Here is a 25,854-nt window from a genome sequence, read left to right on the forward strand (position 1 = left end):
GGTCTCCTTGCTCAGGGTCGGGTGCCGGTGAGGGCGAAGAACTCCTGACGGGATCGGGCGTCCTCTCTGAGGATGCCCAGCAGCGTCGAGGTGACCGTGGTCGAGCCGACGGCCCGCACTCCCCGCAGCGTCATGCAGGTGTGCTCGGCCTCGATCACGACGCCGACCCCCGCGGGCCGCAACCGGTCGGCGAGCCAGTCGGCCACCTGTTTGGTGAGCCGCTCCTGCACCTGCGGGCGGCGGGCGAAGTGCTCGACGACGCGGGCCAGCTTGGACAGCCCGAGGATACGGTCGCCGGGAAGGTAGCCGACGTGGGCGACTCCGGCGAAGGGCAGCAGGTGATGCTCGCAGACCGAGCGGACCGGGATCGACCGGGCCAGCACGAGTTCGTCGTAGCCCTCCTCGTTGGGGAAGGTGGTCAGGTCGAACGGGCGGGGCGTGAACAGCTCGGCGTACGCCCGAGCCATCCGCGCCGGAGTCTCCCGCAGGCTCTCGGAATCGGCCGAGACGCCCAGCGCCTCCAGGAACTCGCGGGCCGCCCGCTCGGCGGCGGCCAGGTCCACGCCGTCGCGCGGCTCGTCGATCACCCGCAGGGTGGTGCCGGGACGCATCTCAGCCGCCGTTCACGCCGAGCGCGGTCAGCAGCACCAGGACGACGGTGACCACCGCCAGCAGACCGTGCCCGGCCACGACCGCGACCGGGAAATGCCGCTCGGGCGGTCCCGCCGTGCCGGTGGCGCCGGGCCCGCCGGCGACCGCCGTACGGGCGCGGTAGGCGGGGATCCACCGGGCGAACATCGCGAAGCCCAGCAGGGCGACCGGGACCAGCAGTACCAGGGCGACCCACGCCAGAGCGGCGACGCCGGCGAACAGGAACACGATCCACACGACCAGCCCCGCGGCGGCCAGCGCGAAGTGACCGAAGATCAGGCCTGGTGAGAAGCGGCTGGTGCGCCGGCCGCCTCTGGCGATCCAGATGCCCAGCATCACGAAGCCGCCCACCGCGGTGAGCAACCATGTGACCAGTGCCGCGATACCCATGATGATTTCTCCTCCTGTGCAGGTGGGATGAGGGTCAGCGCCGGAAACCGCCGGCCTGGGTGGCCTCGTCGGCCACCCGTACGCCGTAGCGGTAGGCGAGCTTGCCGCCGAGATAACCGGAGACCACGAGCAGCGCCAGGCTGCCCGCCGACAGCAGCAGCGGGCCGAGCGCGACCTCGCCCGCCGCCGTGCCTGCCGCCGTGCCCGCCGCCGGGCCGGTCTGACGCCACAGGAAACCGGCGGCGTACGCGGCGGTGATCACCAGGTTCAGCCCCATGTGGAGCAGACCCGTGCGGAACGCCGGAGTGCCCGCAGGGATGGCGAACAGGTCGAGGAACCCGGCCATCGCCGCGGCCAGCGCGCCGAGCACGCCGATGGCGATCAGCCACTTCGAGCCCTCGGCCAGAAAACCCGGGTCGGGGGCGAACCGGGACGCCAGGTCGAAGACCATGCTCGCCACCCAGGCCCCGATGGGCACCGCGACGAGCATGGGGTGGAACGGATGGCCGTACGGCCCGGCGAGCACCGCGCTCACCGGTCGTTTCGCCTCGTGCAGTTCACCGGTCATCCGGACCTCCGCGTACGACGTATTACGCCAATGAATGTTGGTCTTATTCAGTCTGACGGTCAAGGTGTACGCGTACATCGAGGGGGTCATGGTTTTCGACCGGGGAGGCGGGCGTTATCGTGGCAGGGTGACGACGGATCCCGCGATCGGTGCGGTGGCCGCGCTTGACGACGCGCTGCGGCAGGGCATGTACGCCTACATCCGCAGGGCGCGTCGCCCGGTGACCCGGGACGAGGCCGCCGCCTCGGTCGGGATCTCCCGCAAGCTGGCCGCCTTCCATCTCGACAAACTGGTCGACGCCGGTCTGCTGCGCGCCCGCTACGAGGCGGTCGGCGGCATCCGCAAGGTCGGCCGCACCCCGAAGGTCTACGAACCGACCGAGACCGACATCCGCGTCACGATCCCCGAACGCCGGCACGAGGTGCTGGCCGACATCCTCATGGACGCCGTTCTCGCGGAGAGCGAAGGGGAGAGTGCCCGCCGGGCGGCGGTCCGGGTGGCCTCTCGGCGCGGCGAGGAGATCGGCGCCGCGGAGCGCGCCAGGACCAAGCCCGGGCGGCTCGGCGCCGAGCGCGCCCTCACCCTGCTCGAAGGCCTGCTCGCGCGGCATGGCTTCGAGCCCGGCCGCGAGTCCCCCACCTGTGTGCGGCTGCGCAACTGCCCGTTTCATCCGCTGGCGGCGCGGGCCCCCGATCTGGTCTGCGGGGTCAACCACGCCTTCCTCGACGGCATGCTCACCGGTCTGGAAGCCGCCAAAGTGCAGGCCGTCCTGGTGCCGCGGCCGGGAGAGTGCTGCGTGGAACTGCGCTCCTCCTGAGGTCCATTTCCGGCGGACGCGTGCTTCCGTGCGGCGGCGCCCGCAGCTCCACCCGCCCCCGGCGGGCGCGTAGATCCTTTGGCGATTGAGGGTCGCCCGATTACCCTTCGCGCTAGGGTCGTCACGTTTCGCATCCATCCGTGGAGGACACGTGGCCGACACTCAGCCGGTGATCTTCGTGGGCGGCCTGGGACGCAGCGGTAGCACTCTGCTCGAACGCCTCCTCGGCGAGGTGCCCGGCGTGGCACCGCTCGGCGAGGTCGTCCACCTGTGGGACCGCGGCGTACGCGCGGACGAGCCGTGCGGCTGCGGGCAGCGGTTCTCCCAGTGCCCGTTCTGGACCAAGGTGGGTGCCCGCGCGTTCGGGCAGTGGCGGCAGAGCCAGGCGGGGTGGCTGCCCGGCCTGCGGGCCCGCGTGGACCGGACCCGCCGCGTGCCCGTCCTCGCGCTCGGGCTCGCGACCCGTGAGGCCGAACTGGCCGAATACGTCCGGTCGTACTCCCGCATCTACACGGCGGCGGCGGAGGTGGCCGACGCCCGGGTCGTCGTCGACTCCAGCAAGCACGCCTCCCTGGCGTACTGCCTGGCGGCCATCATGGACATGCGGGTCGTGCAGGTGGTGCGCGATCCGCGGGCGGTGGCCGCGTCATGGCGGCGCAGGGTGCGCAGACCCGAGGACGGGCGGCCGATGACCCGCTGGACGCCCGTGCGCACCGCCGTGCACTGGCTGGCCCAGAACCTGGCCTTCGAGGTGCTGCGCCGCAAGGGCGTCGACGTCGTCCGGGTGCGTCACGAGGACCTGGTGCGCGATCCGCGCGCGACCCTGGGGCGCCTGGCCACGCGGCTCGGCCTGCCGAGCGGCGGCCTCGACTTCCTGGACGACCGCGAAGCGCTGCTCGGCGTCGCGCACACCGTCTCCGGCAACCCCATGCGTTTCTCGGTGGGACCGATCGAGATACGCCACCGTCCTGCGCCCCTTCCCCGGACCCAGCGGTGGCTGGTCACCGCGATCACCCTTCCCCTCCTGCTCTTCTACGGCTATCGCCTCGCCTATCGCCCGGGAACCCGGCGATGAGGCCGGCCGTCGGCGTCGTCATCCCCACCCGGGGCGACCGGCCCGGCCCGCTGCGGGCCGCGCTGACCGGCGTGGTCGCCCAGGAGTACGCCGGCCGGGTCGAGGTGGTGGTCGTGGCCGACGGCGTCCCCGCCTCCGTCGTCACCAGGCAGGTGTCCGGCGTCTCCGGTTCCGCGCCCGGTTGCGCTGCCGGTCTTGTGGCGGGTTCCGCTGCCGGTCTCGTGGCGGGCGTGGAGGCGGGTGGCGCGGCCAGGAGCGTCCGGGTGCTGGACAACCGGCGGGCCGCCGGCCTGCCGGGAGCGCGCAACACCGGGATCTCGGTGCTCGGCACGGATCTCGTCGCCTTCTGCGACGACGACGACCTCTGGCTGCCCGGCAAGCTGGCCGCCCAGGTCGCCGCGCTGGCGGAGGAGCCCGACGCCGGCTTCGCGAGCTGCGCCGTCGAGGTCGAGTACGGCGACCGCCGGGTGCCGCGGCTGGCCGGCATCGGCCACGTGACCCATCGGCACCTCACCCGCTCGCGCATGATGATGGTGCACTCCTCGACGTTCCTGTTCCGCCGGGGCTGGACCTGGGTGGACGAGAGCGCGCCGGCCGGCCAGAACGAGGACTGGGACCTCGCGCTGCGGGCCGCGTGGCGGCATCCGATCGTCCACGTCGACCGGCCGCTCGTGCGGGTGCGCTGGGGCTCCTCCCACTACGCGGGGCGCTGGGCCGACCGCATCGCCGGGCTGGAGTGGATGCTCGCCCGGCATCCCGGGCTGGCCGCGGAACCGCGGGGCGCGGCCCGCGTCTACGGACAGCTCGCCTTCTGCCACGCGGCCCTCGGCCGGCGGCGCGAGGCCGCCCGCTGGTCGCTGCGCGCCTTCTCCACCCGGCCGGGTGAGCCGAGGGCGGCGGTGGCGCTGGCGGTCGCCGGAGGGCTGGTCAGCCCGCGCGCCGTGCTGCACGCCCTCCACCGTCGCGGCCACGGCATCTGATGGCCGAGCCCGTGCAGGCACGTACGGCGGCGGTGGGCCCGGCGACGCCGGTGCGGCCATGGCTGGAGGCGGTCCCGGCCCCGGCGGCCGGAGCAGGGGCGGCCGCTGCACGATTAGGCAGGGTTCGCGTGGGCGGCGTGCTGCTCGACCGGCTCACCGAGGCCCAGGTGGTCGCGCGCGTGATAGCCGCGATCGAGTGCGGCACGGGCGGCCACGTGGTCACGCCGAACGTGGACATCTGCCGCGCCGCCGCCTGTGACCCCTCGCTGCGCGCGCTGATCGACACGGCCGAGCTCGCGGTGGCCGACGGCATGCCGTTGGTCTGGGCGTCCCGCCTGCTCGGGCGCCCGCTGCCGGAGCGGGTGACCGGCGCCGACCTGATCTGGTCGCTGACCGGGGCCGCCGCGGCCCGCGGCCTGCCCGTCTACCTGATCGGGGGACCGCCCGGCGTCGCCGAGGCGGCGCGGGACGCGCTGCGCGGGCGGTATCCGGGCCTGGTCGTGGCGGGCGTCCACGCTCCGTCGTACGGGTTCGAGACCGACCCGGCGGCACTGGCGGAGGTGCGGGGGCGGCTCGTCGCCGCGCGGCCGTCCCTGGTCTTCGTGGGTCTCGGGTTCCCCCGGCAGGACCGGTTCATCGCACAGTTGCGGGCCGACCTGCCGGGCGCCTGGTTCGTGGGGTGCGGCGCGGCCATCGCGTTCGCCGCCGGATCGGTGCGCCGGGCCCCGGGCTGGATGGGCGACCACGGGCTCGAATGGCTGTTCCGCCTGATCAGCGAGCCCCAGCGGCTCGCCCGCCGCTACCTGGTCGACGACCTCCCCTTCGCCCTCCGCCTCCTGTCGGGAGCCCTGCTGCGCAGGGTCTTCGGGCGCGCGAGGCAGAGGTGGGGAAGCCGGAGCTAGAAGGCGTACGGGCCGAAGCGCCCCCAGGCGACCACGGCGGCCAGCACCAGGAGCACCAGGTTGACGACGATCACCGGGGATTCCGCGCGGCGGGCGTGGACGACGACCGCTCCGGCCATGAGCAGGGCGATGCCGAGCGCGGCGAGCGGCGTCAGCACCGGAGCGACGCCTGTGACGGCGGGCAGGACGAGCCCGAAGGCGATCAGCACCTCGAGAGCGCCGAGGCCCTTGATCGCGCCCGCGGAGAAGTCCTCGGTCCAGGCCATGCCTGACGCGGCCAGCCTGTCCTTCGGCTGGGCGAGCTTCATCACCCCGGCGAGGAGGAAGGCGAGGGTGAGCAGGCCGGCGATGACCCACAAGGCGACGTTCATCAAGATTCCGTTCTTGCGGCAGCAGAGCGAAATGTAGCGGATGAGCGCGCCGCGGCCATCGCCGCGAATCGCTGCCACGCCTGCCGCGGCCGCGAACGCAAGAACGGCGGGCCGGTCGCCCCGGGTGAGGGGGACCGGCCCGCCGCTCTCATCGGGCCGCGTGCCGGCCCGGCGGCTCCTATCGGGCCCGCTCGGCTGTTCCTATCGGGCCTACTTGGCTACGGTGATCGTGGCTGAGGCGGTCTGCCCTCCCGATGTGACCGTGAGGGTGGCCTGGCCGGGCCGTACGCCGGTGAGCGTGTGCGTGGACAGGTCGAGGACCGCGACGACGTCGTGGCGGCGTGCCGCCTTCTCCGCGTCCGCGGCCGACTCGGCCACGGCGAGGGCGCGGTCGCCGCTCCACGTCACGCTGGCCGGGTACGCCAGCGGGAACGTCAGGTTGGCGCCGCTGTTGCCGCCCGTCGCCGAGACCTCCGCCGAGGCGCCCGGGGCGAGCGTGCCGGGCGCCGTCAGGGAGATCGCGTCGATCAGCGGGTTCGTCCGCGCCGCGACCCAGTCGCGGGTCTGCGGGCTGGGACGGCCCGCCTCGACCTTTCCCGGCCGGGGGTCGACCCCGACGAGGTCCCACCCGAAGAACCCGCCCTTGTCGGGGGAGCTGTAGGGCGTCTTGCCCACCGGCGGCGTGGTGACCTCCAGCACGCCGTCCGACCTGGTGGCGGCGGCGGTGTGGGCGTGGCCGGTGAACAACGCGACCGGCTTGCCCGACGACTCACGCCAGTCGGCGAGCCACTTCTCGACGAGGTCCGCCTCGCGCTGGTCGGAGAACTGCGACGCGCCCGCACCCGAGGGATCGCGGAGAGGGTGGTGGAAGACGACCGCGAGGGACTTCACGGCCTTGTCCTTCGCCGCCGCGTCCAGGTCCTGCCGCAGCTCCGGCACCTGCGACCAGTCCGACGCCCGCAGCCCGCCCAGCGTGGTGTTGAGCAGGACGAAGCGGGTGCCCTTGTGGTCGAACACCTGGTGGGCAGGCCGCCCGGTGGCGAGGAAGGCGTCCAGGGTCCCCGTCGCCGTGGCCCCGGACTCGTGGTTGCCCGGCGTCCAGTAGACCGGCAGGTCCGCCGGCACGCCGGCCTTGAGGATTTCCTGGGCGAGTGCGAAGTCGGCCGGCGTGTTGTTGTCGACGAAGTCGCCGTTGATCACGATGAAGTCGGGCTTCGCGGCGACGGCCTGCTTCAGCGCGGCGGTCGCCTGCTGCGCCGCGAACGACGTCGTGCCCCCGGCCGCGCCCACGTGCAGATCGGACATGATCGCGAACTGCCAGCGCGAACGGTCGATGTCGGCCTGCTCAAGGACGAACGGATCGGGGGTCAGGGCGTCGCCGGTGGCGAGATCCTGTCCGACCAGCGCGGTGAGCCCGTCGAACCTGAGCTGTCCCGCATCCTTGGCAAGGTTGGACGTCTCGACCACGTACACGTTGAGCAGCGTGATCGGCTCGGTGAAACCGGTGGGCAGGGTGCCCTCGACCCACTTCCACCCGGTCCAGTCGACGACGGTGGCGAAGGTGAAGGGGACGTTCGTCGTGCCCTGCGACCGCAGCGTGGCCCGCAGCCAGTGCCCGCGGCCGTCGCCGTACACCCACAGGCCGAGCCGCCTGGTGCCGGTCGGCAGGGTGATCGGCCCGGGCTTGGCCACCGCGTACGCCGCAGACGTGCCGGAGGTGCCGGTGAAGTCGTAGGTGAGCGCGAGGGCCTGGTTGCCGGCCGCCGCGCCGGGACGGTCCGCGGCGTCGACGCCCGCCACCGACGCGGTGGCCTTGGCGGTCGAGACGCCCCAGGGCTCGCCGCCGTCGAACTCAGCCAGCGACCCGCGCTTCAGCCCGACGGCGACGGACAGGTGCGCGACCTTGCCCTGGACGGTCGCGGTGATCACGGCGCCGCGGCCGTCGGCCGCCTCCAGCCCGGTGACCGTGAACGACCCGTCGTCGCGGGGCTCGACCTTCACCACGGCCGTGTCGTAGTCCAGGTCGACGTCCCGGGCGGCGATCGGCGCGTCGAAGCCGTCGGCGTCGGCGCCGGTGACCCCCACGACGGCCGAGCCGCCGGCGTCCAGGGTCAGGCTCGTCTCGGTGAACGCGACGGTGGACAGGGCATCGAGCACGCGGACGTCCGCCGCGCCGTGCACCTGCTTCGAGCGGGCCTCGATCTCGCCCTCGCCGGAACGCTCGGCGTGCAGCACGCCGTCGCGCACCGTGCCGAGCTTCCCGGCGTTCCAGCGGACGGGGTCGCCCTTGCCGGCCGTGCCGCCGTCGAGGGCGACCGGGGCGTACGACTCGTCGTACCCGGCGGCGGAGACGCCGAGGGTGAGCCCGGGGAAGACACGCGGCGCGCTCGTCCGCACCGCGATGCCCTTGAGTGCTCCCGATCCCTTCGCGGCGAACAGCCCGACTCCGCTGGGGATGAGCCGTTCGCCGCCGTCCGACGGGGTGTTGACCACGCTCACCCCGGCGTCTCCGGGCGTGCGGGCGACGAGATCGGACGAGCCGCCGCCGTCGAGCATGAACGCCTCGTCGGCGCCGAGCCGTACGAGGAGCTTGGCCGTCTCGTCGAAGCTCAGACCGGCCGAGAAGTTGGCCGAGCCGTCGACGGTCACGAGCAGGAGCCGCCTGCCGCCGTCGCGCCAGCCGATCGCCGTACGCGGCTTCGGCGCGTCGTTGCCCGTCGAGGGCGGGAAGTCGACGGCCTGGCCGTCCCGTACGAGGACCTCTCCGCTGCCCAGCGCGGTGCGCAGCTTCGCGGGGGAGTCGGTGCGCAGGCCGGTGGTGAGTGTCACGGGGTCGCCGGCCTTGGCGGTGGCGAGCGAGGCCGCCGCGCTCCCCACGCCCACGACCACCAGGCCTCCCGCGGGCGCCGGGGTCGTGGTGACCGCGTCGTTGACCGCCGTGACGACGCCGCCGGCGACGACCAGCTCGATGACGGGCATGCCGTGGCCGATCAGCGTGCGCAGGCCCGGCCCCCACTGGTCGGTGAAGACCGAGACGGCGTTCGCGGGCAGGGACGCCGAGTTGAGCGAGGCGACCGGATGGTCCGTGCCGCCCACCTTCACCGTGCTCTCCAGCAGCGCGCTCGCGAGCCGGGCGACCTTGTCCTCGCCCACCGAGGCGACCGTGGCGGGCTGGGTGGTCGCCTTGCGCACCTGGCCGTCCCTGACCTCGGGACCGATGACCGCGTTGGTCTGGTTGATGTCGTAGTAGTCCCCGTTGACCGCGGCCACGGCTCCCGCGGCGTCCGCCGACTTCGACAGCGCCCGGGTCTCGGTCAGCGTGCCGCCGACCATGCCCACGTCCACCCGGTCGTCCGCCAGGTCGGCGTCGAGCACGTGCGTGCGGGTCCAGCCCGTACGGCCGAAGGTGTCGAACGAGGTCAGCGTGATGCCGGGGGCGATCACGCGGTCGGTGCGGGCCGCCTCGACCGACTCGCCGGGGACGGTGGTCTGGTAGCCGGGCGGTTCGGCCGGCCTGTCACCGGGGGGCGCCTCGGCCCATGCCGTCCCGCCGGCGGCCACGGAGCCCGCGGTGACGACCGCCACGGCAATGTGCGCAAATTTGCGCATTTTGTACCTCCAAGCAATAACGGGCCTGAAGGTAGACAATCTCCAAACCGATCTTCCGTCCACGGCATGACGCCGCCATGACCACCCCATGAACGACGGATCTTCCCGGCCCTGGCGGGCCGCGTCCGTGGCGTGAGAACGACAGACGGCCGTGCGGGGCTCAGTGGAGCGCGATCGCGACCACCAGGGACAGCAGGAGTACGACTGTCGACAGGGCGAGCTGGTTGCGCTGCTTGCGGTAGTAGTCACCGTCCTTCACGGCGTGCGAGGTCGCCGCTCGCCAGATCTCGTGGACTTCGTGCCGGATTTCCGTAGCGGGAAGACGCCGGCCGCCCCTGTCCGCGAGCCGGGTCAGAATCGGAGCCGCATACGTGAGCAGAGTCAGGCAGGCATCGATCCACAGCCAACCCGTCGTCCAGCCGTCGAGCGTTCCCGCCCTGGATCTCGCCGTCGGCGACATCTGCCCGAGCAGGGTCGCCGCCATAGGCCGAGGCAGCTTTTCGAGTATCTCCTCGTATCTGTCCGTGTAGTCGGCCGACACTTTGTGCAGTATCCGGCGGGCGAACGTCATCCGAATGTGCCTGAGGCATGCCGCGATCATGGCGGCGTCGAGCGGGATCAGTATCGCGGTCACTCGTTCCGCGTCCAGTGCCACCAACTGCTCGAGCAACCGGGGGGCCTCTTGGGTCGGGCTCGCGATGAGCTGTCTTCCTCCATCCGGAGCCGCGGGCCCGTATCGAAACAGAAGTGACTTCAGGAGGATCGTGGCGGCGTCGTCCCGCAACTCCAGGATGAAGCCCGGGCCGGGAAGCAGCCTGACGGTGGTCGTGGTGCGGCCTCGCTCGGGGCCGGTGTGCAGCCGCGTCATGTAGACCAGCATCTGGGCGGTCCGGCCGCGACTGGCCGCGGCGTACTCCCTGACGCGGGCGGGGGCTCCCTCGGTGTCCGCCGCCAAGCGCGTGGCCAGCTGTTTCAGAACCTCGGTCCTGTGCTCCTGCTGGAGTTGCCCGAGTCGCTGCATCAGGCGATCGGCCGCCATGCCGTAGAGGAGGTCGGCGCACTGCTCATAGCCGGCTCGCGTGCAGATGAGGTTGAGGAGCTCGTCCGATCTCGGATATTCCGACAACAGCCAGAGCTGTCTGCCGCGATCCCGCTTGCAGAACTCGTCGAACGCGCTCTCGATATCGCGCACGTTCAGATTGCGAAGGTCGTCCTTTAGCGACGGCTGCCCGAAGTTGTTGACCTGCGAGTTTCCCGAGCCCTGGTTGACCTGCAGGCCGCGTGCGTCACGGGCGTCCACTCCGGGGCCGCCCTCCGGAGGCGTTCCGGACGCGGTCTCGCCGATGTTCCCCTCGTGCTGCTCACGCATCACGACGCGAAGTTGTTGTGCTGCGTGTTGCCGCCGGACTGGTTGATCTGCACGCCTTGAGCGTGACGGGCGTCGATCTGACCGTGTAAGGCATTCCCCGCGGATGACGTCGAGCCTCGTCCTCCATCGCCGGAAGAGACGGAGAACAGGTGTGGCACGACCAGAGCGGCAAGCGCCAGAAGGAAACCGAGGACGCTGGCGAGTTTGTCGGCCTTGTCGAGCCCGGCCGCTGAGAAGTACGCCACGATCCCGATGACGATGAGGCCGAAAGTCAGCCGTCCCACCCAGATCCAGATGCGGTTTCGGTGCGGCATCGACATGAATCGCCTTCCGGTGGACCGATTGGTGATCGTCCCAGTCTCTGGAGCAACTCGACGAGGCACCTCCACTTTACGATGACGGGACCTTGCGGCGCCTGCCTTGTGATCGCCGCCGGCCGATCGCGCCTGGCCGGCAGGGGCCGCACGGCCTGTCAGGTCCCACCGGTCTCGGCACGTCTGCGGGTGAGGTACCGGCGCTCCGCGTCGGTCGGCGCGAGCGCCAGGGCCTCCTCGTAGGCCTGCGCCGCGTCCGCCGTACGGCCCAGCCTGCGCAGCAGGTCGGCACGGGTCGCGGCGAGCAGGTGGTGCCCGGCCAGCGCGCCGCCCGCCCGCAGTTCGTCGACCAGCCGCAGACCCGCGAGAGGGCCGTCGGCCATCGCGACGGCCACCGCCCGGTTCAACTCGACGACCGGAGACGGCGCCAGCCGTGCGAGCTGCGCGTAGAGACCGGCGATCTGCGGCCAGTCGGTGTCGTCCGGGTCGAGGGCGATGGCGTGACAGGCGGCGATGGCGGCCTGCACCTGGTAGGGCCCGGGGCGGCGGCACGCTAGCGCGTCGTCCAGCAGCCGCAGCCCCTCCTCGATCTCGTCGTGGTCCCACTGCGCGCGGTCCTGGAACTCCAGGGTGACGATGTCGCCCGCCGCGTCGAACCGGGCCACGCGCCGTGAGTCCTGCAGCAGCATCAGCGCGAGCAGCCCCTGCGCCTCGGGCTCGCCCGGCATCAGACCGGTGAGCACCCGGGCCAGCCGGATGGCCTCGGCGGTCAGCTCCGGCCGGGCGGGGCTCGGCCCGCCGCTGGCCGAGTATCCCTCGGTGAACAGGACGTACAGCACGCCGAGCACCCCCGCCGTCCGCTCGGCCAGCAGGTGCGCGGGCGGCACCCGATAGGGGATGCCGGCGTTGCGGATCTTCTTCTTGGCCCTGACCAGCCGCTGCGCCATGGTCGTCTCCGGCACCATGAACGCCGCGGCGATCTCGGCCGTGGTCAGCCCCGCGAGCGTACGGAGGGTGAGGGCGACCTGCGCCTCCAGCGGCAGGGCCGGGTGACAGCAGGTGAACATCAGGCGCAACCGGTCGTCGGGCACGTGATCCTCCTCCACCGGCTCCGGATCGGGACCGGCCGGCGTGGCCGCGATCGAGCGCAGCCGTGCCGCCTCGGTGGCGCCGCGACGGAACCGGTCCAGCGCGCGGTTGCGGGCCGCCGTGGTGAGCCACGCCCCGGGGCGGCGCGGCACGCCGTCCCGGGGCCAGCGGGCGAGTGCCTGGGCGAAGGCGTCCTGGGCGCACTCCTCTGCCAGGTCCCAGTCGCCGGTCAGCCGGATGAGCGTGGCGACGACGCGGCCCCACTCCTCGCGGAACGCCTCCTCGACGACCCGGGTGACGTCGGCGCCGCTCATTCCGGCCAGAACGGCCTCACCTCGATCGAGCCGAACGACGCCACGGGATGCTTCAAGGCGATCTCGATGGCCTCGTCCAGGTCGGCGCACTCGATGATGTCGAACCCGCCGATCTGCTCCTTGGTCTCGGCGAACGGTCCCTGCGTCACCAGTCCGGCTCGCACCGTCGTGGCGTCGCTGACCGGGCACAGGCGATGCCCGTCGAGGCGCACTCCGCGGCGCTCCGTCTCCTCGATCCACGGCTCGGGGTCGGCCTGCTCGGGGCTGACTTCGACCGACTCCTCGACGCAGATCAACAGCAGGTATTTCAACGGCTTCCTCCTCCGGACACGGGCCGCCCCGCGCGGCCGCTCTCCTCTACGACGCGGTGAGTCTCCGAAATCGACATCCGGTCCCGCCCGGATGTCGAAAATCCGCGTCGGCGGCGTCGTCCTTCTGGGAGGCGCCCGTCGGGAGGTGCCGTACGGGAAGGCGGGACGCATGTCCGAGGTGGCTCGGGAAGCCGGCCAGGAGCGACGACGAGAGGGCCGGGAGGGGAGAGCCGTGCGACGGGCACGCGCGGCGGTGACGGCGGTGTTCGCCGTGAACGGCGCGCTGATCGCCTCGCTCGCGGTCCGCACGCCGTCGCTGAAGACGGATCACGAACTGACGGCTGGGCTGCTCGGGCTCCTGACCGCCCTGGTCGGGGTGGCGGCGCTCGCCGCCACGCAGGTCGCCGGGCGCCTCGCGGCGCGGATCGGCAGCGCGTGGGTCGTGCGGATCGCCGCGGTCGCGCTTCCCCTCGCCCTGCTCGGGGTGGGCCTCGCCGGCGGGCCCGTCCACCTGGCCGCGGCCATGCTGCTCGTCGGCGCCGCGAACGGGCTGCTCGACACGGCGATGAACGCGCAGGCGGTGATGGTCGAACGGGCGGCGCACCGTCCCATCATGAACGGCTGCCACGCGGCATGGAGCATCGGCTCCGTGGCCGGGTCGCTCACCGGTGGGGCCGCGGCGCAGGCGGGCATGTCCCTCACCACGCACTACCTGATCGTGGGAGGGGTCGTGATGGCCGTCGTCCTGGTGGTGGGCAGGGGGCTGCCGGCCGAGGAGCCTTCCGGTGGACCCTCGCCCGCACGTACGGACGACGGCGCCGGACGGCGAGGATGGCGGGCGGGCTGGACGCGCCGCGTCCTGCTCCTCGGCGCGCTGGGCGCGGCGGTGCTGGCCTGCGAGGGGGCCGTCATCACCTGGAGCGGTGTGTTCCTGCACGAGGACCTCGGCGCCTCGCTGGGCGTGGCCTCGCTGGGCCTCGTCGCCTTCACCGCCTGCCAGACGGCCGGACGGCTGGTGGGCGACCGGTTGTCCGCCCGGCACCCGGCACGCGTCCTGGTGCGGAGCGGCACCGCGCTGGCGGCCGCCGGCCTGACGGCGGTGGTCGTGGCCCCCACGCCGATCCTCGCGATCGCCGGGTTCGCCCTCGCCGGTCTCGGGCTGGCGACACCGCTGCCACTGATCTTCAGTGCGGCCGGGCACGCGGGCACGGAGGACGGCGGCACGGGAGCGACCGCCGCGGTCGCCCGGCTCACCACCATGACGTACTCCGCCATGCTGCTCGCTCCGGCGCTCGTCGGCCGCGTCGCACAGGTGCTCGGGCTGACCTGGACGCTGGCGCTGCTGGTGCCGCTGCTGGTGACCGTGGCCTGGAAGGCTCCGGTGGTGGCGCGCACCCCGTCATCGACTCCACCTGTCGTTCCGGCCGGTGTGCCGGACGGGGCGCTCTGACGGCGTGGGGCCGGGGCAGGGCGCGCGCTCAGCCGCGGCCGGCGGCCTGCACGGTGGTATTCACGGCGGCATTCCCGGCGGCATTTACGGTGTGCCGCAGCAGCAGCGCGGTGGTGACCGGGCCGACCCCGCCGGGCACGGGCGTGAGCGCCCCCGCCTTGTCCGCCACCGCGACCGCGTCGACGTCGCCCACCAGGCCGCCGTCCTCGGTGGGGTTGGTGCCGACGTCCACGACCACCGCCCCGGCCCGCACGTGCTCGGCCGTGATCAGTCCGGCGCGGCCGACCGCGGCCACGACCACGTCGGCCACGGAGGTGACAGCGGGCAGTTCCCGCGTACGGGAGTGGCAGACCGTCACGGTGGCGTTCCTGTCGAGCAGGAGATGAGCGGCGGGTTTGCCGACCACGGTGGAGCGGCCGACCACGGCGACGTGGAGGCCGGTCAGGTCGACCTCGTGGTGGTCGAGGATCGCCACGACGGCCTCGGCGGTCGCCGGAGCGAACGCGGGCAGGCCCGCGGCCAGGCGGCCCAGCGACAGCGGGTTGGCGCCGTCGACGTCCTTCTCGAACGCGATCGCGCCGGCCAGGTCCTCCAGCTTCGCGCCCTGCGGCAGCGGGGTCTGGAGGATGATCCCGTGCACGGCGTCGTCGGCGCTCAGCGCCGCCAGCCGGTCGCGGATCAGGCGGGGGGCGGCCTCCGCCCCGAGGTCGACGATGTCGCAGGCGATGCCGGCCTTCTCGGCGGCGCGGGCGATCGAGCGTACGTACCAGGCGCTGGACTCGTCCGCCGTGGCGACGACGACCGCGAGTTTCGGCGGCCTGCCGTCCGCGGCGAGCGCGGCGGCCCGCTCGGCGGCCTCGGCCCGGATGGACGCCGCGAGCTCCTTGCCGGACAGCACGCGGGCGCTCATTTGGCGATCTCCTCGCGGACGGCGGCGGTGACCCGTTCGGCCCGAGCGGCGACCTCGTCCACCCCGGCCGCCTCGGCGGCCAGTTCGGCGCGGGCGCGCTCGTCCTTGATCCCCCCGAGGTTGATCTCGATGTTCACCCGGGCGGTGGTCGCCGCGGCCCGGGCGGCCTCGGTGGCGGCGGCGATGTCGGAGACGACGTTGCGGTTGCCGATGGGCAGCAGTTCCTCGGCGACGCCGACGGCCTTCCTCGCGACGGCGACCACCTCGGCCGGGACTCTGCCCGCCCCCACCAGCGCCTCGGCGATGGCGGCCGATCGGGCCGCCTTGGCCTCGTCGGTGTCCTTGGGCAGCTTGTACGCCTCGGTGACCGCCGTGAACGCCGCCTCGTCGTCCTCGGCCAGGCGCAGGGCGCTCGACCGCAGTACGTCGGTCTCGCCGGTGATCCGTTCGATCACGGCCGCGTGCTCGGCGTACTTCTCGCCGGTGGTGTAGCGCGCGACCATGCCCAGCAGGGCCGCGGCCTGTGCGGCCTGCAGGGCCGCGGCGGCGCCGCCGCCCGGCGCGGGCACCCGATCGGCGAGGCGGGACAGGAAATCGCTGATCTTCTCGTCACGCATCGCGCTCGTCCTCCGGTCGTCCTGGTTCGCGCGTCACCACGCGTGGCACCGCTCGCGCGTGGCACGGTCGCGCGTGACATGGTGCGCACGTCACCACAGCTCGCGCATGGCACGGCCGGGAAAATCCTCCCACGTCCCGCTCGCCGCTCCGTGTATGGGGCGCGTTCGTGTCAGCGGGACGGGCAGGCCGTCCGGGCCTCGGGCCGTACGGGCTCGGGCGGGGCCGCGGCGCGCCGGGAGGGCCCCGCCGGGGCCTGACCGAGGAGGGTGCCCCCGAGGGCGAGGACCATGCCGAGCAACTGGATCGGACTGAGGGACTGCCCGAGCGCCGCCCAGCCGATGACGGCCGCGGAGACCGGGCTCAGCAGCGCGAGGAAGGCGACCGACGTGGCGGGGAGCCGGGAGATGCCGCGGAACCAGATCCAGTAGCCGACGGCGGTGCCGACGACGCCCAGGTAGGCGTAGCCGAGCAGGTTCTCGCCGCTCAGGGCCGGGGGTGCGCCCTCGATGAGCAGTGCGACCGGGACGAGCAGCAGCCCGCCGGCCGTGAGCTGCCACCCGGTGAGGGCGAGGGCCCCGACCCCCTCCGGACGGCCCCAGCGCTTGGTCAGCACGGTCCCCGCGGACATGGACGCGGCCCCGGCCAGCCCGGCGAGCACGCCGACCATGTCGAGCCGGGCCTCGGCGCGCAGGACGACCAACCCGACGCCGAGCAGTCCGAGGAGTCCGGCGAGCACCTTGCGCGCGGTGGGACGCTCGGCGAGCAGCAGGGCGGCGAAGGCGAGCGCGAACAACGGCCCGACGGCGCCCAGCACGGCCGCGACGCCGCCGGGCAGCCGGTACGCCGCCAGGAACAGCAACGGGAAGAACGCCCCGATGTTCAGCACGCCGAGCACGGCGGCCCGCCAGATCCACACGCCGCGCGGCAGCACGCGGCCGATGACCAGCAACGCCAGCCCGGCGGGCAGCGCCCTCATCACCGCGGTGAACATCGGGCGGTCGGGCGGCAGGAACTCCGTGGTCACGGCGTACGTCGAGCCCCAGGCGAGCGGCGTGAGCGCGGTGAGGGCCAGCGTTGCGGCGGGTGGCGCGGAGCCGGACCGGGATGCGGCGGACATGCCCATGGAGATTGCTCCTCATTGATAATCTCAACGTTGAAATAACACCACGCGATTTGCATCGACGTCAAACTGATGAACGTTGAGATACTTAGTGCTTAGGGGTCGCCATGGGTGACGCGGTCGACCTGCTGCTGGCGCAGTGGGCGCGGGAACGTCCTGACCTGGACGTGTGGCCGATGGGGATCATGGGCAGGATCAGCCGGCTGTCGCGGCTGCTCGACCGGGAGCTGAAGGAGTTCTTCGCCGCGTACGACCTGGAGCGCTGGGAGTTCGACGTCCTGGCCACGTTGCGCCGGTCCGGCCCGCCGTACGAGCTGACGGCGGGAGCCCTCAACAGGGCGGCGATGGTGACCTCCGGTGCGATCACCAACCGCATCGACCGCATGGCGTCCAAGGGACTCGTCGAACGGGTCCCCGACTCCGGTGACCGGCGGTCGATCCGGGTGAGGCTCACCGAGCGCGGTCTCGCGCTCGTGAACGAGGTTCTGGAGCCGCACGTGGCGAACGAGGCGCGCCTGCTGGCGTCGCTGGACCCCCGGGAGCGCGACCACTTCGCCGCCGCCCTGCGCACCCTCCTCGCCTCCCTCGGCGACACCACCCTCGGTTAGGCCGGCTTCTCGAGGAGACGTAGCAGTGTGCTTCAGCCGCGCTGCAGGGTTCAGGAGATGGGCCGGCTCCGCCGTTCGCGGAATATGTCATTTCCCGAACGGAGGCGGTGGCGGACTGTCGAGCGGGTGCCGGACGAGGGCGACAAGGTGCTGGACGCGGGCGGCGTCCTCGTGGGGGAGCGAGGCCGCTGTGATCGCCCGGCGGGAGTCCATCGGGCGGTAGGCCGTACGGGACAGGCCCGACCAGGTGAACGGGGAACGGGCCGGTTTCCGGGAGGACGTGCTGGCCGCGGTTATCCGACGGACGGCGCGGTCGGTCCAGGGCAGGCCGCACCAGTCGTAGAGGTCGCGGAAGCCGTCGAGGGGCGTGGCGCACAGGTCCTCGTAACGCACGACCCTGATGCCGGCCGCCCGCCGGGCCACCGTGCGGGTGACCCGCCACGCGACCTGCCACAGAACGGCCGCCGCGGTGATCACGTCCCGCTCGCCGGCGAAGGGCTCCAGCTCGGCCACGTACGGGTGGTCACGCATCAGGAGGGGCTGGCCGAGCAGTTCGCGCACGTCCACCCTCCACCCGAGCCGCCGCCAGCTCCCGGCGAATGACACGGGGTCGCGGACCACGACGACCACGCGGCACCCGAGGCGTTCGGCGAACCACTGGGCCGACAGGAGCGCGAACGGATCGTCCAGCAGCGCCCTCCTGGCCAGCAGGCGGCCGAGGGTGAACGCCGTGCCGTATTTGGCCATCCGCGCGAGGTCGCCCGGGCCGTGGTTGCGGCGCAGCTCGGCCGCCCAGCCGTACCGCAGCGCGACCGTACGGGAGAACGCCGCCAGCCAGGGCGTCTCGTTGTCCGGGCAGATGTACTGGAAACGGTGGGTTACGGACGCGTCGAGCACGCCGGGAGAGCGGCCGGGCGGGCGCTGCGGGTTCAGCGGCTCGTTGACGTAGACCAGCCGCCCGCTCGCGGTGAGCATCCGGCCCACCCAGCTCGTGCCGCTGCGCGGCAGGCCGGTGACCAGCACAGGCGGTTCCGGCGTCACGACACCGCCCTCATCCGGGCGGCCGTCGCCGGGGCGGGACGGCGCAGGCCCAGGGGGAGCAGGCCGTAGCGGCGATGGACCTGGACGGCGGGCAGCAGGTTCTTCACGAGCACGCCGCCCGACCAGCCCAGCACTGCCCCCAGCGCGCCGTACGCGGGGACGAGCAGCACGTCGAGGGCGATCGTCACGGCGACGGCCGCGGCCACGTTGGCCAGGCTGGCGGCCGTGCGCCCGCCCGCGACGAGCACGACGTCGACCATCCCGCAGGCGGTTGCCACCATCATCGTGGCCGAAAGGACGAGCGCGATCACGCTGCCGCCGGCGTAGGCGGGGCCGAACAGCGGCAGCAGCCACGGCGCGAGCGCCGCGTATCCCAGCCAGAGCGGCCAGGTGAGCGCGATCAGCCACCTGGTGGTGGTGCGATACAGCGCGCGGGCGCCGTCCAGGTCGCCCTCGGCGAGGGCCCTGACCAGCCGTGCCTGCGCGGCCTGGGCGAGCCCCTGACCGGCGAGCTGTCCCAGCACCTTGAACCGGGTCGCCGCCGTGTAGACGGCCGCCGCCGCGGGTCCCGCGAGCAGCGCGACGATCACCACGTCGAGCCGCTGGAACACCGATTGCAGGGCCGCCGCCACCGACCGAGGGGCGGTGTGCCGCCAGAAGGCGCCCACCTCCCCCACGTCGCACGGCCCGAGTCTGCGCAGCCGTACGGCGGCCAGCACCGCCCCGGCCACAGCGGGAAGCGCCCAGGCCGCGGCCAGCACCGGCGGCGGCGCCGCGCAGAGCACGGCGGCGGTGACGAGGGCGAGCTGCCCGAGCGGCTGGACGGCCCCGGTGAGCAGCAGTGTCGGCCGCATGGTGCCGAGGCCGCGGGTGGCGCAGATCAGCACGTCGGACAGGACGACGAACGGCAGGGCGGCGGCCAGCACGACCCAGACGCCGCCGGGCACGCCGGTGAGCCCGGCCAGCGGCCCGGCCGCCACGGCGACCCCGGCGCCCGTCACCGACGCGAGCGCGGCCACCGGGGCGAGGACCCCGCGGACCAGCCGGTGGCCCCCATCCCGGCCGGCGTCGCCGGCGGGCCTGTTGCGGGCCAGGGCGTGGACGAGGCCGTTGCCGGCGTCGAGGCGGACGACGCCCGCGAGCATCAGGCACAGCGCGGTGGCCGTGAAGAACGCGCCGGCGGCCTGAGGGGACAGCGACCGCGTCACCACGAGCACGAGCGCGAACTGCCCGCCCGCGGCGGCGGCCGCCGTGGCCAGCCCGGCGACTCCGTGCCGGAGAAGACCCCTGCGCTCCGGAGGACTCCCGTGCGCGGACGGGCCCTCCCGCCCGGACGGATTCCCGGGCCCCTCCGGACCTCCGGTCGCGGACGGGTTCCCCTGCTCGGGGCGATCGCGTCCGGGACCCACTGGAGGTCCGGTCAGCGCCGCCACGAGGGCACCGCTCCCAGCCACGGGACGAGCCGCGCGTCCCATGGCTCGAAGTGCTCCCGCAGCCGCCGGTAAACGGACGCCGGCATGGTCTCCCGCGGCCGGGCGTTGTGCCGCTCGAACCTCACGCCGCCGAGCCGGGGCAGTCCCAGGAACCCCAGCACCCGGTCGTACGCGGCGCCGGGATCGCGGAACAGCAGCCCGCTGTCGAGGACCAGGATCCGGTCGCGCCCCACGAGCGGCTCCAGCCGGGCCAGCTGCTCGGCGTACCGTCCCCGGGCCAGGTAGGCGTGGTGCCGGTGCTCGTGGCTGGCGTAGCCGGGGACCGTCCGCAGCCGTTCCGCCTCACCCGCGAGGCGCTCGGGCTCCAGCGCGAGGGCGCGCTCGAAGCACGGCTCGGTCTCGAACCCCCGCGCCACCTCGTGGGCGTGCGCGGAGCAGGCCCGCTCGACCGGGTCCCGGACCAGGACGATCAGCTTCACCCCGGGAAGGTCGTCGGCGATGCGGGCTCCCGCCAAGGGATGGAACAGGTAGTAAGGGGCGGACTCGAACGCCTGGGGGGCATGGCCCCACCGAAACCGGAGCGCCTGCGCGCTGGACGTCAGCGGGAAGTGGGCGCGATACCAGGGCAGGCCCCGCTCGTAGGCCATGTCGAAGTAGTGGACGCCCTTGCGCAGCACCGGCTTCATGACCAGCGGATGCCGGGACAGGGCGCGATACAGGGAGGTCGTGCCGCACCGCTGCGCCCCGATGATCAGGAACGACGGCAGCACCCTGCCCGCGCTGGTCGCCCTTCCGGCGGCGAGCGAGACGGCGTGCGCCGAGTGCTTCAGCGCCGGGTGCTTCAAAGCGGAATCCTTCAGAGCGGGGGGTTTCGGCGTTGACCTCACAGCAGGCACTCCAGGTGATCGACCAGGGGGTTCAGCCAGACGGCGGCGGGACCGAGCGGCTCGTGGCCGTCGCGGCGGTGCCGCTCGGCCAGGGTGACCAGGTAGTGGACCGCCGTACGGCGTGCCTGGGCCACGTCGACGCCGAACGGCTCCAGGAGCCCGCCCGCCTGGGCGAGACAGGACCGGGCGGCGACCGGAGGCGGCATCCGGCGCAGCGCCCGGTGGAAGAAGTGGTGCAGGGCGTCGAGGCCGAGCGGCACGCCCACCGCGAACCGCTCCCAGTCCCACACGAGCAGCCGCCCGTCCGTCGCCGCGGCGACGTTCCAGGGGGTGAAGTCGCCGTGCCAGGCCGCGGCCTCCCCGGAATCCGCCTCCTCGCCGTACGGGCGGATGGCGGCGATCTCCCGTACGGCCGCCGCGAGCAGGGGAGCGGGAACGCGACGGGAGCCCACGCGGAGGGAGGGCACGGGCAGCGGCGACAGCATCAGCACTTCCAGGCCCCGCCACTGGCCGTGATAAAGCACGTCGGGCGGCACGACGACCTTCAACGGCCGCCCGGCGAGCATGCGCAGCACCTCGCTCTCGTATCGCACCAGCCGCCTGGCCCGCGGCGTGTCGCCGACCTTCACGAACCCCGCGAGGCCCGACTCGTCGTACGCCTCCAGGATCGGCTTGCGGTTGGCGCGGCGGGCGGGCCTGACGTGGACGACGACCCGCATCCTGCGGCCGAGGACGTCGCTCAGGTGCGTCTCGATCGTGTCGATCCCGCCGCCGACGGGCAGGCCGCGCCCCAGTGCGCGGTGCCACCACGTGCGCGGGACGACCCGCCGGGGGACGAGGCGGTGCGGCAGCACGCTGCGGGCGCCGGACCGTACGCCGGACCGTACGCCGGTCCGTACGCCGGTCCGGACGCCGGGGTGGGAAGGGGGGAACAGCAGGTCCATCACCTCGTCCAGGTAGTGGAGTCGATCGGCCGCGTCCCTCATCGGGCCTCCCCGAGGTCGGATGTCCTGGCGGCGTTGCGCCAGAGCAGGGCGAAGGAGATCAGATACAGGGTCAGAGCGCTGACCAGCCCGTCGTAGACGACCATGTAGAGCAGCACGAGGATCATCACGAGCGTCCCCGCCTTGCCGATGGGCGTCCGGTCGGCCCAGTAGCGCCGCACCGCTCCGGCGAAGAAGGCGACGTACAGCAAGGCCCCCGCGAAGCCCTGGCTGATCAGCAGCAGCCACAGTTGCCCGTCGCTGCCGAGCGGGGGGTGGCCGCACTCCACACACCACGCGCTGCGGCCCGTCGTCACCGTGCGGTGGCTGCCGTACGCGTTGCGCGTGTTGCCATACCCGATGACCGGCGAGGAGGCCGCGACCCGGGCGGTCGCCGCGATCGTGAACGCGCGGATGCCGTTGCTCTGCGGGTTGTCCAGCCGTTGCCCGACGATCGCGCTCAGCGGCGACAGCAGGAACGCCGCGGCGGCGACGGCCGCGACCGCTCCGGCCAGCAGGGGACGTGCGCCCCGGATCAGCAGATAGGCCGCCGAGATCCCGAGCCCGATCCACAGGCCCCGGTTGAGTGAGTAGACGACCGGGACCGCGGCCGCGGCGAGCGCGAGCACGGCCGCCACGCGGCGGTACGGGCCCCCGTAGGTCCACCAGCCGACCACGAACCAGATCACCAGCACCGAGATGTCGGTGCCCCAGGCGTTGGCCCACTCGAACGGCGCCTCGGGGCGCGGCGCGGCGTGCCCGAGCACGTGCTGCATCTGGGCCGCCGTCGGGTGGATCAGGTTGTTGACGAAGGGGTTGCCGCCGATCCACGACGGCAGCGCCATCTCCAGCGGCGAGGTGAACGCGAAGCCCGGGGCGAGCACGCCGAGGAGCCCGCCCGCGACGGCCGTCAGGAACAGCACGCCGAGCCACCTGACCAGGGTGCGCTGCGGCAGCTCGTCATGGGTGAGGTTGCCCAGGTAGAGCACCATGATCAGGAGCGAGACGTAGACGGCCAGCCGCATCAGGTAGCCGAGGACCCGGCCGGCGGCGAGCTCGCCGTACGTGCCGTCCGGCGTCTCGGCCAGCATGAGCGCGCTGATCAGGTAGCCCGCCAGCAGCAGCGCCCACAGGCCGAAGCCCTTCGGCGCGCGGATCGGCCGCCTGCGCCACAGCACCACCGTCATCGGCACGGCCAGCACCACTATCGACAGCCCGCCGAAACCGAGCGCCCACCAGACCGGATAACCGAGCAGGAACGCCGCGATCGGCCAGGCCCCCCGCCCGGCCCTGTGCCGATGCCGGTGCCGGTGCCGAGGACGGGAAAGGTCCACCGGCGGCAGGACGGCGAGAGGGGCGGCGCGAGGGATGGTGCGCGGGGCGGGGAGGCTCACGCGCCCCACTCCGCCGTCTCGGGCACGGGCGCGACGAACCCCGGCGGCACGGCGACGGCGCCGAGCACGCGGGCGCCCTGCCGGGCGAGTTGCCGTACGGCCCGGGCGACCTCCGGGGAGGTCGTCCGCCGCAGGCCGACCAGCAGCACGGCGGCGTCGGGATGGGCGGACCGGCCGGTCACGACCGTCACCGGCACCAGATGCGCCAGCGCGGGGCCGAGGCTCTTGGCGAGCAGTCTGGCCGTGCTCTGTGTCCCCGCGCCTTCGGAGTGCTTCGCCCTTGAACCTTCCGAGCGCCCTGCCCGCCCGCCTCCGAGGGTTCCCGTTCCCACGCCTTCGAGGAGCAGCCGGTGGGGCCCGCCGCCCAGCGACGTGGCGACGGCGGCGGCCATCTCGTCGAGGGACGCCGCGTCCGGCCTGGCCGGGAGCTCGGCGAGCAGCGGCAGGCCGCACAGCCGTTCGATGTCGTTGCAGGTGCGGATGCGGGTGTCCAGGCGGTCGCGGCCGAACGCGGCCCCGGCTCCGGCGAGCACGCCGAGGAACAGGCCGCTGCCGAGGAAGAGCGGCGGGCTCGGGTGGGCCGGCCGGGCGGGCGGCCTGGCGGGGCTGATCACCGTGCCCGGCGTCACCGCGACGGTCTTGAGCGCGTCGTAGCGCAGCGTGAGGTCCGACGCCTGACGGGCGAGCACGGCCTGCCGCCTGGACGTTCCCTGCCCCGCCGCGGTCTGGGTGATCGCGGTCTGGGTGGTCGTGGTCTGCGCCGTGCCGGCCTTGTCGAGTTCGTGTTCGACCTCGCGCAGGCGCGCGGCGATCAGCTTGAGCTGGCCGCCGATCGCGTCCTCCGCCGCGCGGGCGCGGTTGCGCAGATAGGCATCCGCGTACGCCTGGGCCCCCGCGGCCGCGGCCCGGGGATCGGACGCCGAGTAAGAAATGGAGAGAATGGCGGAATTGGGAGGGACGTCCACGGTCAGGTGCTCCCGCAATTCCTCCGGATCCGGATATTTCAGGGTCGCGGCGGCCATGGCCGAGACGACCGCCGATCGGGCGATCTGCGATTCGGTGTCGAGGTTGAGCGTTTCCCGCTGCCGGGAGCTCGGCACGTTGAACTGTTCCTGCGCGCCGGTCGGCAGCACCTGCACCTGGGCGACCGCGGTGTAACGCGCGGGGGTCGTCGCGAGCGCCGCCGCCCCGCCGCCCACTCCCGCGAGCAGGAAGGTGACGGCGACCAGGCGCCTGCGCCGGAGCACAGAGCCGTATTCGGCAAGGTCGCGGCTGTGCGGCGGCAGGCTCATCGAACTCCCCGTGCCCTCGGTTCGTCACGCGGCCGCGGCCGGCGGTGGGGCCACCGGTGCCCCTCCGGAGGGGGAGGGGAAGCCGGGCGCGTTCGCGGTCCCGGCGGCGGTCCGGCGGGATCCGGTCTCGAACTATAAGCCGCTGCGGAGTTTCGTCCCCGGCTATTGCCGAATTCGCGTCGGGCAATGGCCGTTCAATTAGCCGATGAAAACGGAAATATCCGTACACGTGAGATGGGGAAACGGCCCCCAAAGCCGCGGGGATTGATGGGATGGTGTTTGCCCATCCGTTCAATGCGTGGTCTGCCGAGGAAGGGGGCGCGATGAGACTCATCGCCGGCTTGGCCGTACTGGTGGCGGGGGCGTGCGCGACGGCGTGCACGGGCACCGCCACGAGCGGGCGGGTGCCGGGCGGCGGCGCCGGGACGACGCCGGGCGCCTGCGCGGTCACGGACAAGCTCATCCCGACGTGCGGGGCGTGGTGGGGGATCGCGCCCGACGTCTTCTCCGGACGCGGCCCGATCCGCGCGGTGGACATGGCCGAGCGGCGCATGGGCCGCCGGGCCGACATCGTGCACGTCTACCACCGGGGCGGGGAGCTCTTCCCGACCGCCGAGGAGCGGGAGATCGCCAAGGGACCCCGCCTGCTGCTGGTGAACTGGAAACCGGCGCTCGACCACACCTGGGCCGAGGTCGCCCGCGGCGATGTGGACAAACGCGTTGACCGGCTCGCCGAGCACATCCGGCGCACCTTCCCCGGCCGGTTCTTCCTCACGATCCACCACGAGCCGGAGAACGACGTGCGCGAGGGCGGGGGCTACTCGCCCGCGGACTACGTCGCGATGTACCGCCACGTGGTGACCCGCCTGCGGCAGCAGGGGGTGCGCAACGCGGTGACCGTGATGACCTACATGGGTGCGCCCAACTGGGCGGTCAAGCCGTGGTTCGGCAGGCTCTACCCCGGTGACGACGTGGTCGACTGGGTGGCCTTCGATCCGTACGCGGACGACCGGGTGCGCGACTTCGCCGGGCTGGTCGACAAGACCCGGCCCGACGCGCCCGGCTGGCCCGGCTTCTACCGGTGGATGCAGGCCAGGTTCCCGGCCAAGCCGATCATGGTCGCCGAGTGGGGCGCCTTCGAGCGGCGCGGGGCGCCGGGGTTCAAGCGCGACTTCTTCGAGTCCGTCCAGCGCCAGATCGCGGACTACCCGCAGATCAAGGCGCTGGTCTACTTCGATTCGCCGCTGGCGCCCCGGGGCGACACCAGGTTCGACACCACGCCGGGCGCCACCCGGGCGTTCGCGCAGCTCGGGCGGCTGCCCCGCTTCACGTCGACGCCGGTGCCGCCCTCCTAGAAC

25 protein-coding genes are annotated in these 25,854 nt (G+C 73.2%); 7 read left to right on the plus strand and 18 right to left on the minus strand.

The genetic code is table 11. The features are described from left to right. Positions 1–11: 11 nt before the first annotated feature. Genes folE through ACIBK1_RS29200 form a run of 3 tightly spaced genes read right to left on the minus strand, consistent with a single transcriptional unit; the run spans position 12 to position 1,609 of the window. Complete coding sequence (folE, locus tag ACIBK1_RS29190) at positions 12–611, minus strand: GTP cyclohydrolase I FolE (protein ID WP_396738909.1); 600 nt, start codon at positions 609–611, stop codon at positions 12–14. 1 nt (position 612) lies between these two features. Further along, the gene (locus ACIBK1_RS29195; protein WP_030507635.1) at positions 613–1,041 is read right to left on the minus strand and encodes a hypothetical protein; all 429 of its coding nucleotides are present in this window, start codon (positions 1,039–1,041) and stop codon (positions 613–615) included. 34 nt (positions 1,042–1,075) lie between these two features. After that, positions 1,076–1,609: a DUF2231 domain-containing protein gene (locus ACIBK1_RS29200; protein WP_076434019.1), complete on the minus strand. Its 534-nt coding sequence runs from the start codon at positions 1,607–1,609 to the stop codon at positions 1,076–1,078. A gap of 127 nt (positions 1,610–1,736) precedes the next feature. Between ACIBK1_RS29200 and ACIBK1_RS29205 the strand changes: the two genes are divergently transcribed. From ACIBK1_RS29205 to ACIBK1_RS29220, 4 genes are all read left to right on the plus strand, one after another. After that, positions 1,737–2,426 (plus strand): helix-turn-helix transcriptional regulator, encoded by a 690-nt coding sequence (locus tag ACIBK1_RS29205; protein WP_030507633.1) that lies wholly within the window; start codon positions 1,737–1,739, stop codon positions 2,424–2,426. A gap of 151 nt (positions 2,427–2,577) precedes the next feature. Then, the gene (locus ACIBK1_RS29210; RefSeq protein ID WP_051761608.1) at positions 2,578–3,501 is read left to right on the plus strand and encodes a sulfotransferase family protein; all 924 of its coding nucleotides are present in this window, start codon (positions 2,578–2,580) and stop codon (positions 3,499–3,501) included. Then, entirely contained in the window at positions 3,498–4,481 is a 984-nt protein-coding gene (locus ACIBK1_RS29215; RefSeq protein WP_396738911.1) for a glycosyltransferase family 2 protein, read from the plus strand. Before ACIBK1_RS29210 ends, ACIBK1_RS29215 begins: the two co-directional genes overlap by 4 nt. Next, the gene (locus ACIBK1_RS29220) at positions 4,481–5,383 is read left to right on the plus strand and encodes a WecB/TagA/CpsF family glycosyltransferase (protein WP_396738913.1); all 903 of its coding nucleotides are present in this window, start codon (positions 4,481–4,483) and stop codon (positions 5,381–5,383) included. The genes ACIBK1_RS29215 and ACIBK1_RS29220 overlap by 1 nt, the downstream gene beginning before the upstream one ends. On the opposite strand, the gene ACIBK1_RS29225 is transcribed toward ACIBK1_RS29220, so the two are convergent. From ACIBK1_RS29225 to ACIBK1_RS29250, 6 genes are all read right to left on the minus strand, one after another. Continuing rightward, on the minus strand, positions 5,380–5,754 hold the full coding sequence (locus ACIBK1_RS29225) for a DoxX family protein (protein ID WP_363419421.1): 375 nt from the start codon (positions 5,752–5,754) through the stop codon (positions 5,380–5,382). The two genes, ACIBK1_RS29220 and ACIBK1_RS29225, sit on opposite strands and share 4 nt — an antisense overlap. Positions 5,755–5,964: 210 nt before the next feature. Next, positions 5,965–9,363 carry a phosphodiester glycosidase family protein gene (locus ACIBK1_RS29230; RefSeq protein ID WP_396738915.1) on the minus strand — a complete coding sequence of 1,133 codons (3,399 nt, stop codon included), beginning with the start codon at positions 9,361–9,363 and terminating at the stop codon, positions 5,965–5,967. Positions 9,364–9,523: 160 nt separating this feature from the next. After that, positions 9,524–10,663 carry a hypothetical protein gene (locus ACIBK1_RS29235; RefSeq protein ID WP_396738917.1) on the minus strand — a complete coding sequence of 380 codons (1,140 nt, stop codon included), beginning with the start codon at positions 10,661–10,663 and terminating at the stop codon, positions 9,524–9,526. Positions 10,664–10,731: 68 nt separating this feature from the next. Then, positions 10,732–11,052 carry a hypothetical protein gene (locus ACIBK1_RS29240; protein WP_396738919.1) on the minus strand — a complete coding sequence of 107 codons (321 nt, stop codon included), beginning with the start codon at positions 11,050–11,052 and terminating at the stop codon, positions 10,732–10,734. Between the two features lie 152 nt (positions 11,053–11,204). Beyond that, a complete protein-coding gene (locus tag ACIBK1_RS29245) occupies positions 11,205–12,449 on the minus strand; it encodes an RNA polymerase sigma factor (protein WP_396738921.1) in 1,245 nt (414 codons plus the stop codon). Next, the gene (locus ACIBK1_RS29250; protein ID WP_030507624.1) at positions 12,446–12,760 is read right to left on the minus strand and encodes a YciI family protein; all 315 of its coding nucleotides are present in this window, start codon (positions 12,758–12,760) and stop codon (positions 12,446–12,448) included. The genes ACIBK1_RS29245 and ACIBK1_RS29250 overlap by 4 nt, the downstream gene beginning before the upstream one ends. A gap of 232 nt (positions 12,761–12,992) precedes the next feature. On the opposite strand from ACIBK1_RS29250, the gene ACIBK1_RS29255 reads away from it, so the two are divergent. Further along, positions 12,993–14,210: an MFS transporter gene (locus ACIBK1_RS29255; protein ID WP_396738924.1), complete on the plus strand. Its 1,218-nt coding sequence runs from the start codon at positions 12,993–12,995 to the stop codon at positions 14,208–14,210. A gap of 28 nt (positions 14,211–14,238) precedes the next feature. Here the strand turns inward: ACIBK1_RS29255 and ACIBK1_RS29260 are convergent, their stop codons facing one another. The 3 genes from ACIBK1_RS29260 to ACIBK1_RS29270 all read right to left on the minus strand — a co-directional run bounded on the left by ACIBK1_RS29260 (position 14,239) and on the right by ACIBK1_RS29270 (position 16,855). After that, complete coding sequence (locus tag ACIBK1_RS29260) at positions 14,239–15,120, minus strand: bifunctional 5,10-methylenetetrahydrofolate dehydrogenase/5,10-methenyltetrahydrofolate cyclohydrolase (protein ID WP_396738925.1); 882 nt, start codon at positions 15,118–15,120, stop codon at positions 14,239–14,241. Then, positions 15,117–15,737: a cyclodeaminase/cyclohydrolase family protein gene (locus tag ACIBK1_RS29265; protein WP_396738927.1), complete on the minus strand. Its 621-nt coding sequence runs from the start codon at positions 15,735–15,737 to the stop codon at positions 15,117–15,119. The genes ACIBK1_RS29260 and ACIBK1_RS29265 overlap by 4 nt, the downstream gene beginning before the upstream one ends. A gap of 170 nt (positions 15,738–15,907) precedes the next feature. Then, positions 15,908–16,855, minus strand: a complete 948-nt coding sequence (locus tag ACIBK1_RS29270; RefSeq protein WP_156080883.1) for an EamA family transporter — start codon at positions 16,853–16,855, stop codon at positions 15,908–15,910. A 110-nt stretch (positions 16,856–16,965) separates the two neighbouring features. Between ACIBK1_RS29270 and ACIBK1_RS29275 the strand changes: the two genes are divergently transcribed. Beyond that, positions 16,966–17,466 carry a MarR family winged helix-turn-helix transcriptional regulator gene (locus ACIBK1_RS29275; RefSeq protein ID WP_030507619.1) on the plus strand — a complete coding sequence of 167 codons (501 nt, stop codon included), beginning with the start codon at positions 16,966–16,968 and terminating at the stop codon, positions 17,464–17,466. Positions 17,467–17,553: 87 nt separating this feature from the next. Here the strand turns inward: ACIBK1_RS29275 and ACIBK1_RS29280 are convergent, their stop codons facing one another. Genes ACIBK1_RS29280 through ACIBK1_RS29305 form a run of 6 tightly spaced genes read right to left on the minus strand, consistent with a single transcriptional unit; the run spans position 17,554 to position 24,496 of the window. Next, positions 17,554–18,507, minus strand: a complete 954-nt coding sequence (locus ACIBK1_RS29280) for a sulfotransferase (RefSeq protein ID WP_396738930.1) — start codon at positions 18,505–18,507, stop codon at positions 17,554–17,556. Further along, the gene (locus ACIBK1_RS29285) at positions 18,504–19,916 is read right to left on the minus strand and encodes a lipopolysaccharide biosynthesis protein (protein WP_396738932.1); all 1,413 of its coding nucleotides are present in this window, start codon (positions 19,914–19,916) and stop codon (positions 18,504–18,506) included. Before ACIBK1_RS29285 ends, ACIBK1_RS29280 begins: the two co-directional genes overlap by 4 nt. An 11-nt stretch (positions 19,917–19,927) precedes the next feature. Continuing rightward, on the minus strand, positions 19,928–20,785 hold the full coding sequence (locus tag ACIBK1_RS29290) for a sulfotransferase domain-containing protein (protein WP_396738934.1): 858 nt from the start codon (positions 20,783–20,785) through the stop codon (positions 19,928–19,930). A 38-nt stretch (positions 20,786–20,823) separates the two neighbouring features. Continuing rightward, entirely contained in the window at positions 20,824–21,813 is a 990-nt protein-coding gene (locus tag ACIBK1_RS29295) for a hypothetical protein (RefSeq protein ID WP_396738936.1), read from the minus strand. Further along, positions 21,810–23,204, minus strand: coding sequence for a hypothetical protein (locus ACIBK1_RS29300; protein ID WP_396738938.1), 1,395 nt, complete (start codon positions 23,202–23,204; stop codon positions 21,810–21,812). The genes ACIBK1_RS29295 and ACIBK1_RS29300 overlap by 4 nt, the downstream gene beginning before the upstream one ends. Further along, positions 23,201–24,496 carry a hypothetical protein gene (locus ACIBK1_RS29305; protein ID WP_396738940.1) on the minus strand — a complete coding sequence of 432 codons (1,296 nt, stop codon included), beginning with the start codon at positions 24,494–24,496 and terminating at the stop codon, positions 23,201–23,203. Before ACIBK1_RS29305 ends, ACIBK1_RS29300 begins: the two co-directional genes overlap by 4 nt. Positions 24,497–24,819: 323 nt before the next feature. Here ACIBK1_RS29305 and ACIBK1_RS29310 point away from each other — a divergent pair, with 323 nt between their 5' ends. After that, positions 24,820–25,851: a glycoside hydrolase family 26 protein gene (locus tag ACIBK1_RS29310; protein WP_030507612.1), complete on the plus strand. Its 1,032-nt coding sequence runs from the start codon at positions 24,820–24,822 to the stop codon at positions 25,849–25,851. The last annotated feature ends 3 nt before the right edge of the window (positions 25,852–25,854 follow it).

Source organism: Microbispora rosea, from assembly GCF_044460045.1.
Lineage (GTDB): Bacteria > Actinomycetota > Actinomycetes > Streptosporangiales > Streptosporangiaceae > Microbispora > Microbispora rosea.

Bases quoted from the DNA above. Each gene is read 5' to 3' on its own strand.
- folE (WP_396738909.1), bottom strand. From the start codon at position 611: ATGCGTCCCGGCACCACCCTGCGGGTGATCGACGAGCCGCGCGACGGC.
- ACIBK1_RS29195 (WP_030507635.1), bottom strand. From the start codon at position 1,041: ATGGGTATCGCGGCACTGGTCACATGGTTGCTCACCGCGGTGGGCGGC.
- ACIBK1_RS29200 (WP_076434019.1), bottom strand. From the start codon at position 1,609: ATGACCGGTGAACTGCACGAGGCGAAACGACCGGTGAGCGCGGTGCTC.
- ACIBK1_RS29215 (WP_396738911.1), top strand. From the start codon at position 3,498: ATGAGGCCGGCCGTCGGCGTCGTCATCCCCACCCGGGGCGACCGGCCC.
- ACIBK1_RS29220 (WP_396738913.1), top strand. From the start codon at position 4,481: ATGGCCGAGCCCGTGCAGGCACGTACGGCGGCGGTGGGCCCGGCGACG.
- ACIBK1_RS29225 (WP_363419421.1), bottom strand. From the start codon at position 5,754: ATGAACGTCGCCTTGTGGGTCATCGCCGGCCTGCTCACCCTCGCCTTC.
- ACIBK1_RS29230 (WP_396738915.1), bottom strand. From the start codon at position 9,363: ATGCGCAAATTTGCGCACATTGCCGTGGCGGTCGTCACCGCGGGCTCC.
- ACIBK1_RS29240 (WP_396738919.1), bottom strand. From the start codon at position 11,052: ATGTCGATGCCGCACCGAAACCGCATCTGGATCTGGGTGGGACGGCTG.
- ACIBK1_RS29245 (WP_396738921.1), bottom strand. From the start codon at position 12,449: ATGAGCGGCGCCGACGTCACCCGGGTCGTCGAGGAGGCGTTCCGCGAG.
- ACIBK1_RS29260 (WP_396738925.1), bottom strand. From the start codon at position 15,120: ATGAGCGCCCGCGTGCTGTCCGGCAAGGAGCTCGCGGCGTCCATCCGG.
- ACIBK1_RS29265 (WP_396738927.1), bottom strand. From the start codon at position 15,737: ATGCGTGACGAGAAGATCAGCGATTTCCTGTCCCGCCTCGCCGATCGG.
- ACIBK1_RS29270 (WP_156080883.1), bottom strand. From the start codon at position 16,855: ATGTCCGCCGCATCCCGGTCCGGCTCCGCGCCACCCGCCGCAACGCTG.
- ACIBK1_RS29275 (WP_030507619.1), top strand. From the start codon at position 16,966: ATGGGTGACGCGGTCGACCTGCTGCTGGCGCAGTGGGCGCGGGAACGT.
- ACIBK1_RS29295 (WP_396738936.1), bottom strand. From the start codon at position 21,813: ATGAGGGACGCGGCCGATCGACTCCACTACCTGGACGAGGTGATGGAC.
- ACIBK1_RS29305 (WP_396738940.1), bottom strand. From the start codon at position 24,496: ATGAGCCTGCCGCCGCACAGCCGCGACCTTGCCGAATACGGCTCTGTG.
- ACIBK1_RS29310 (WP_030507612.1), top strand. From the start codon at position 24,820: ATGAGACTCATCGCCGGCTTGGCCGTACTGGTGGCGGGGGCGTGCGCG.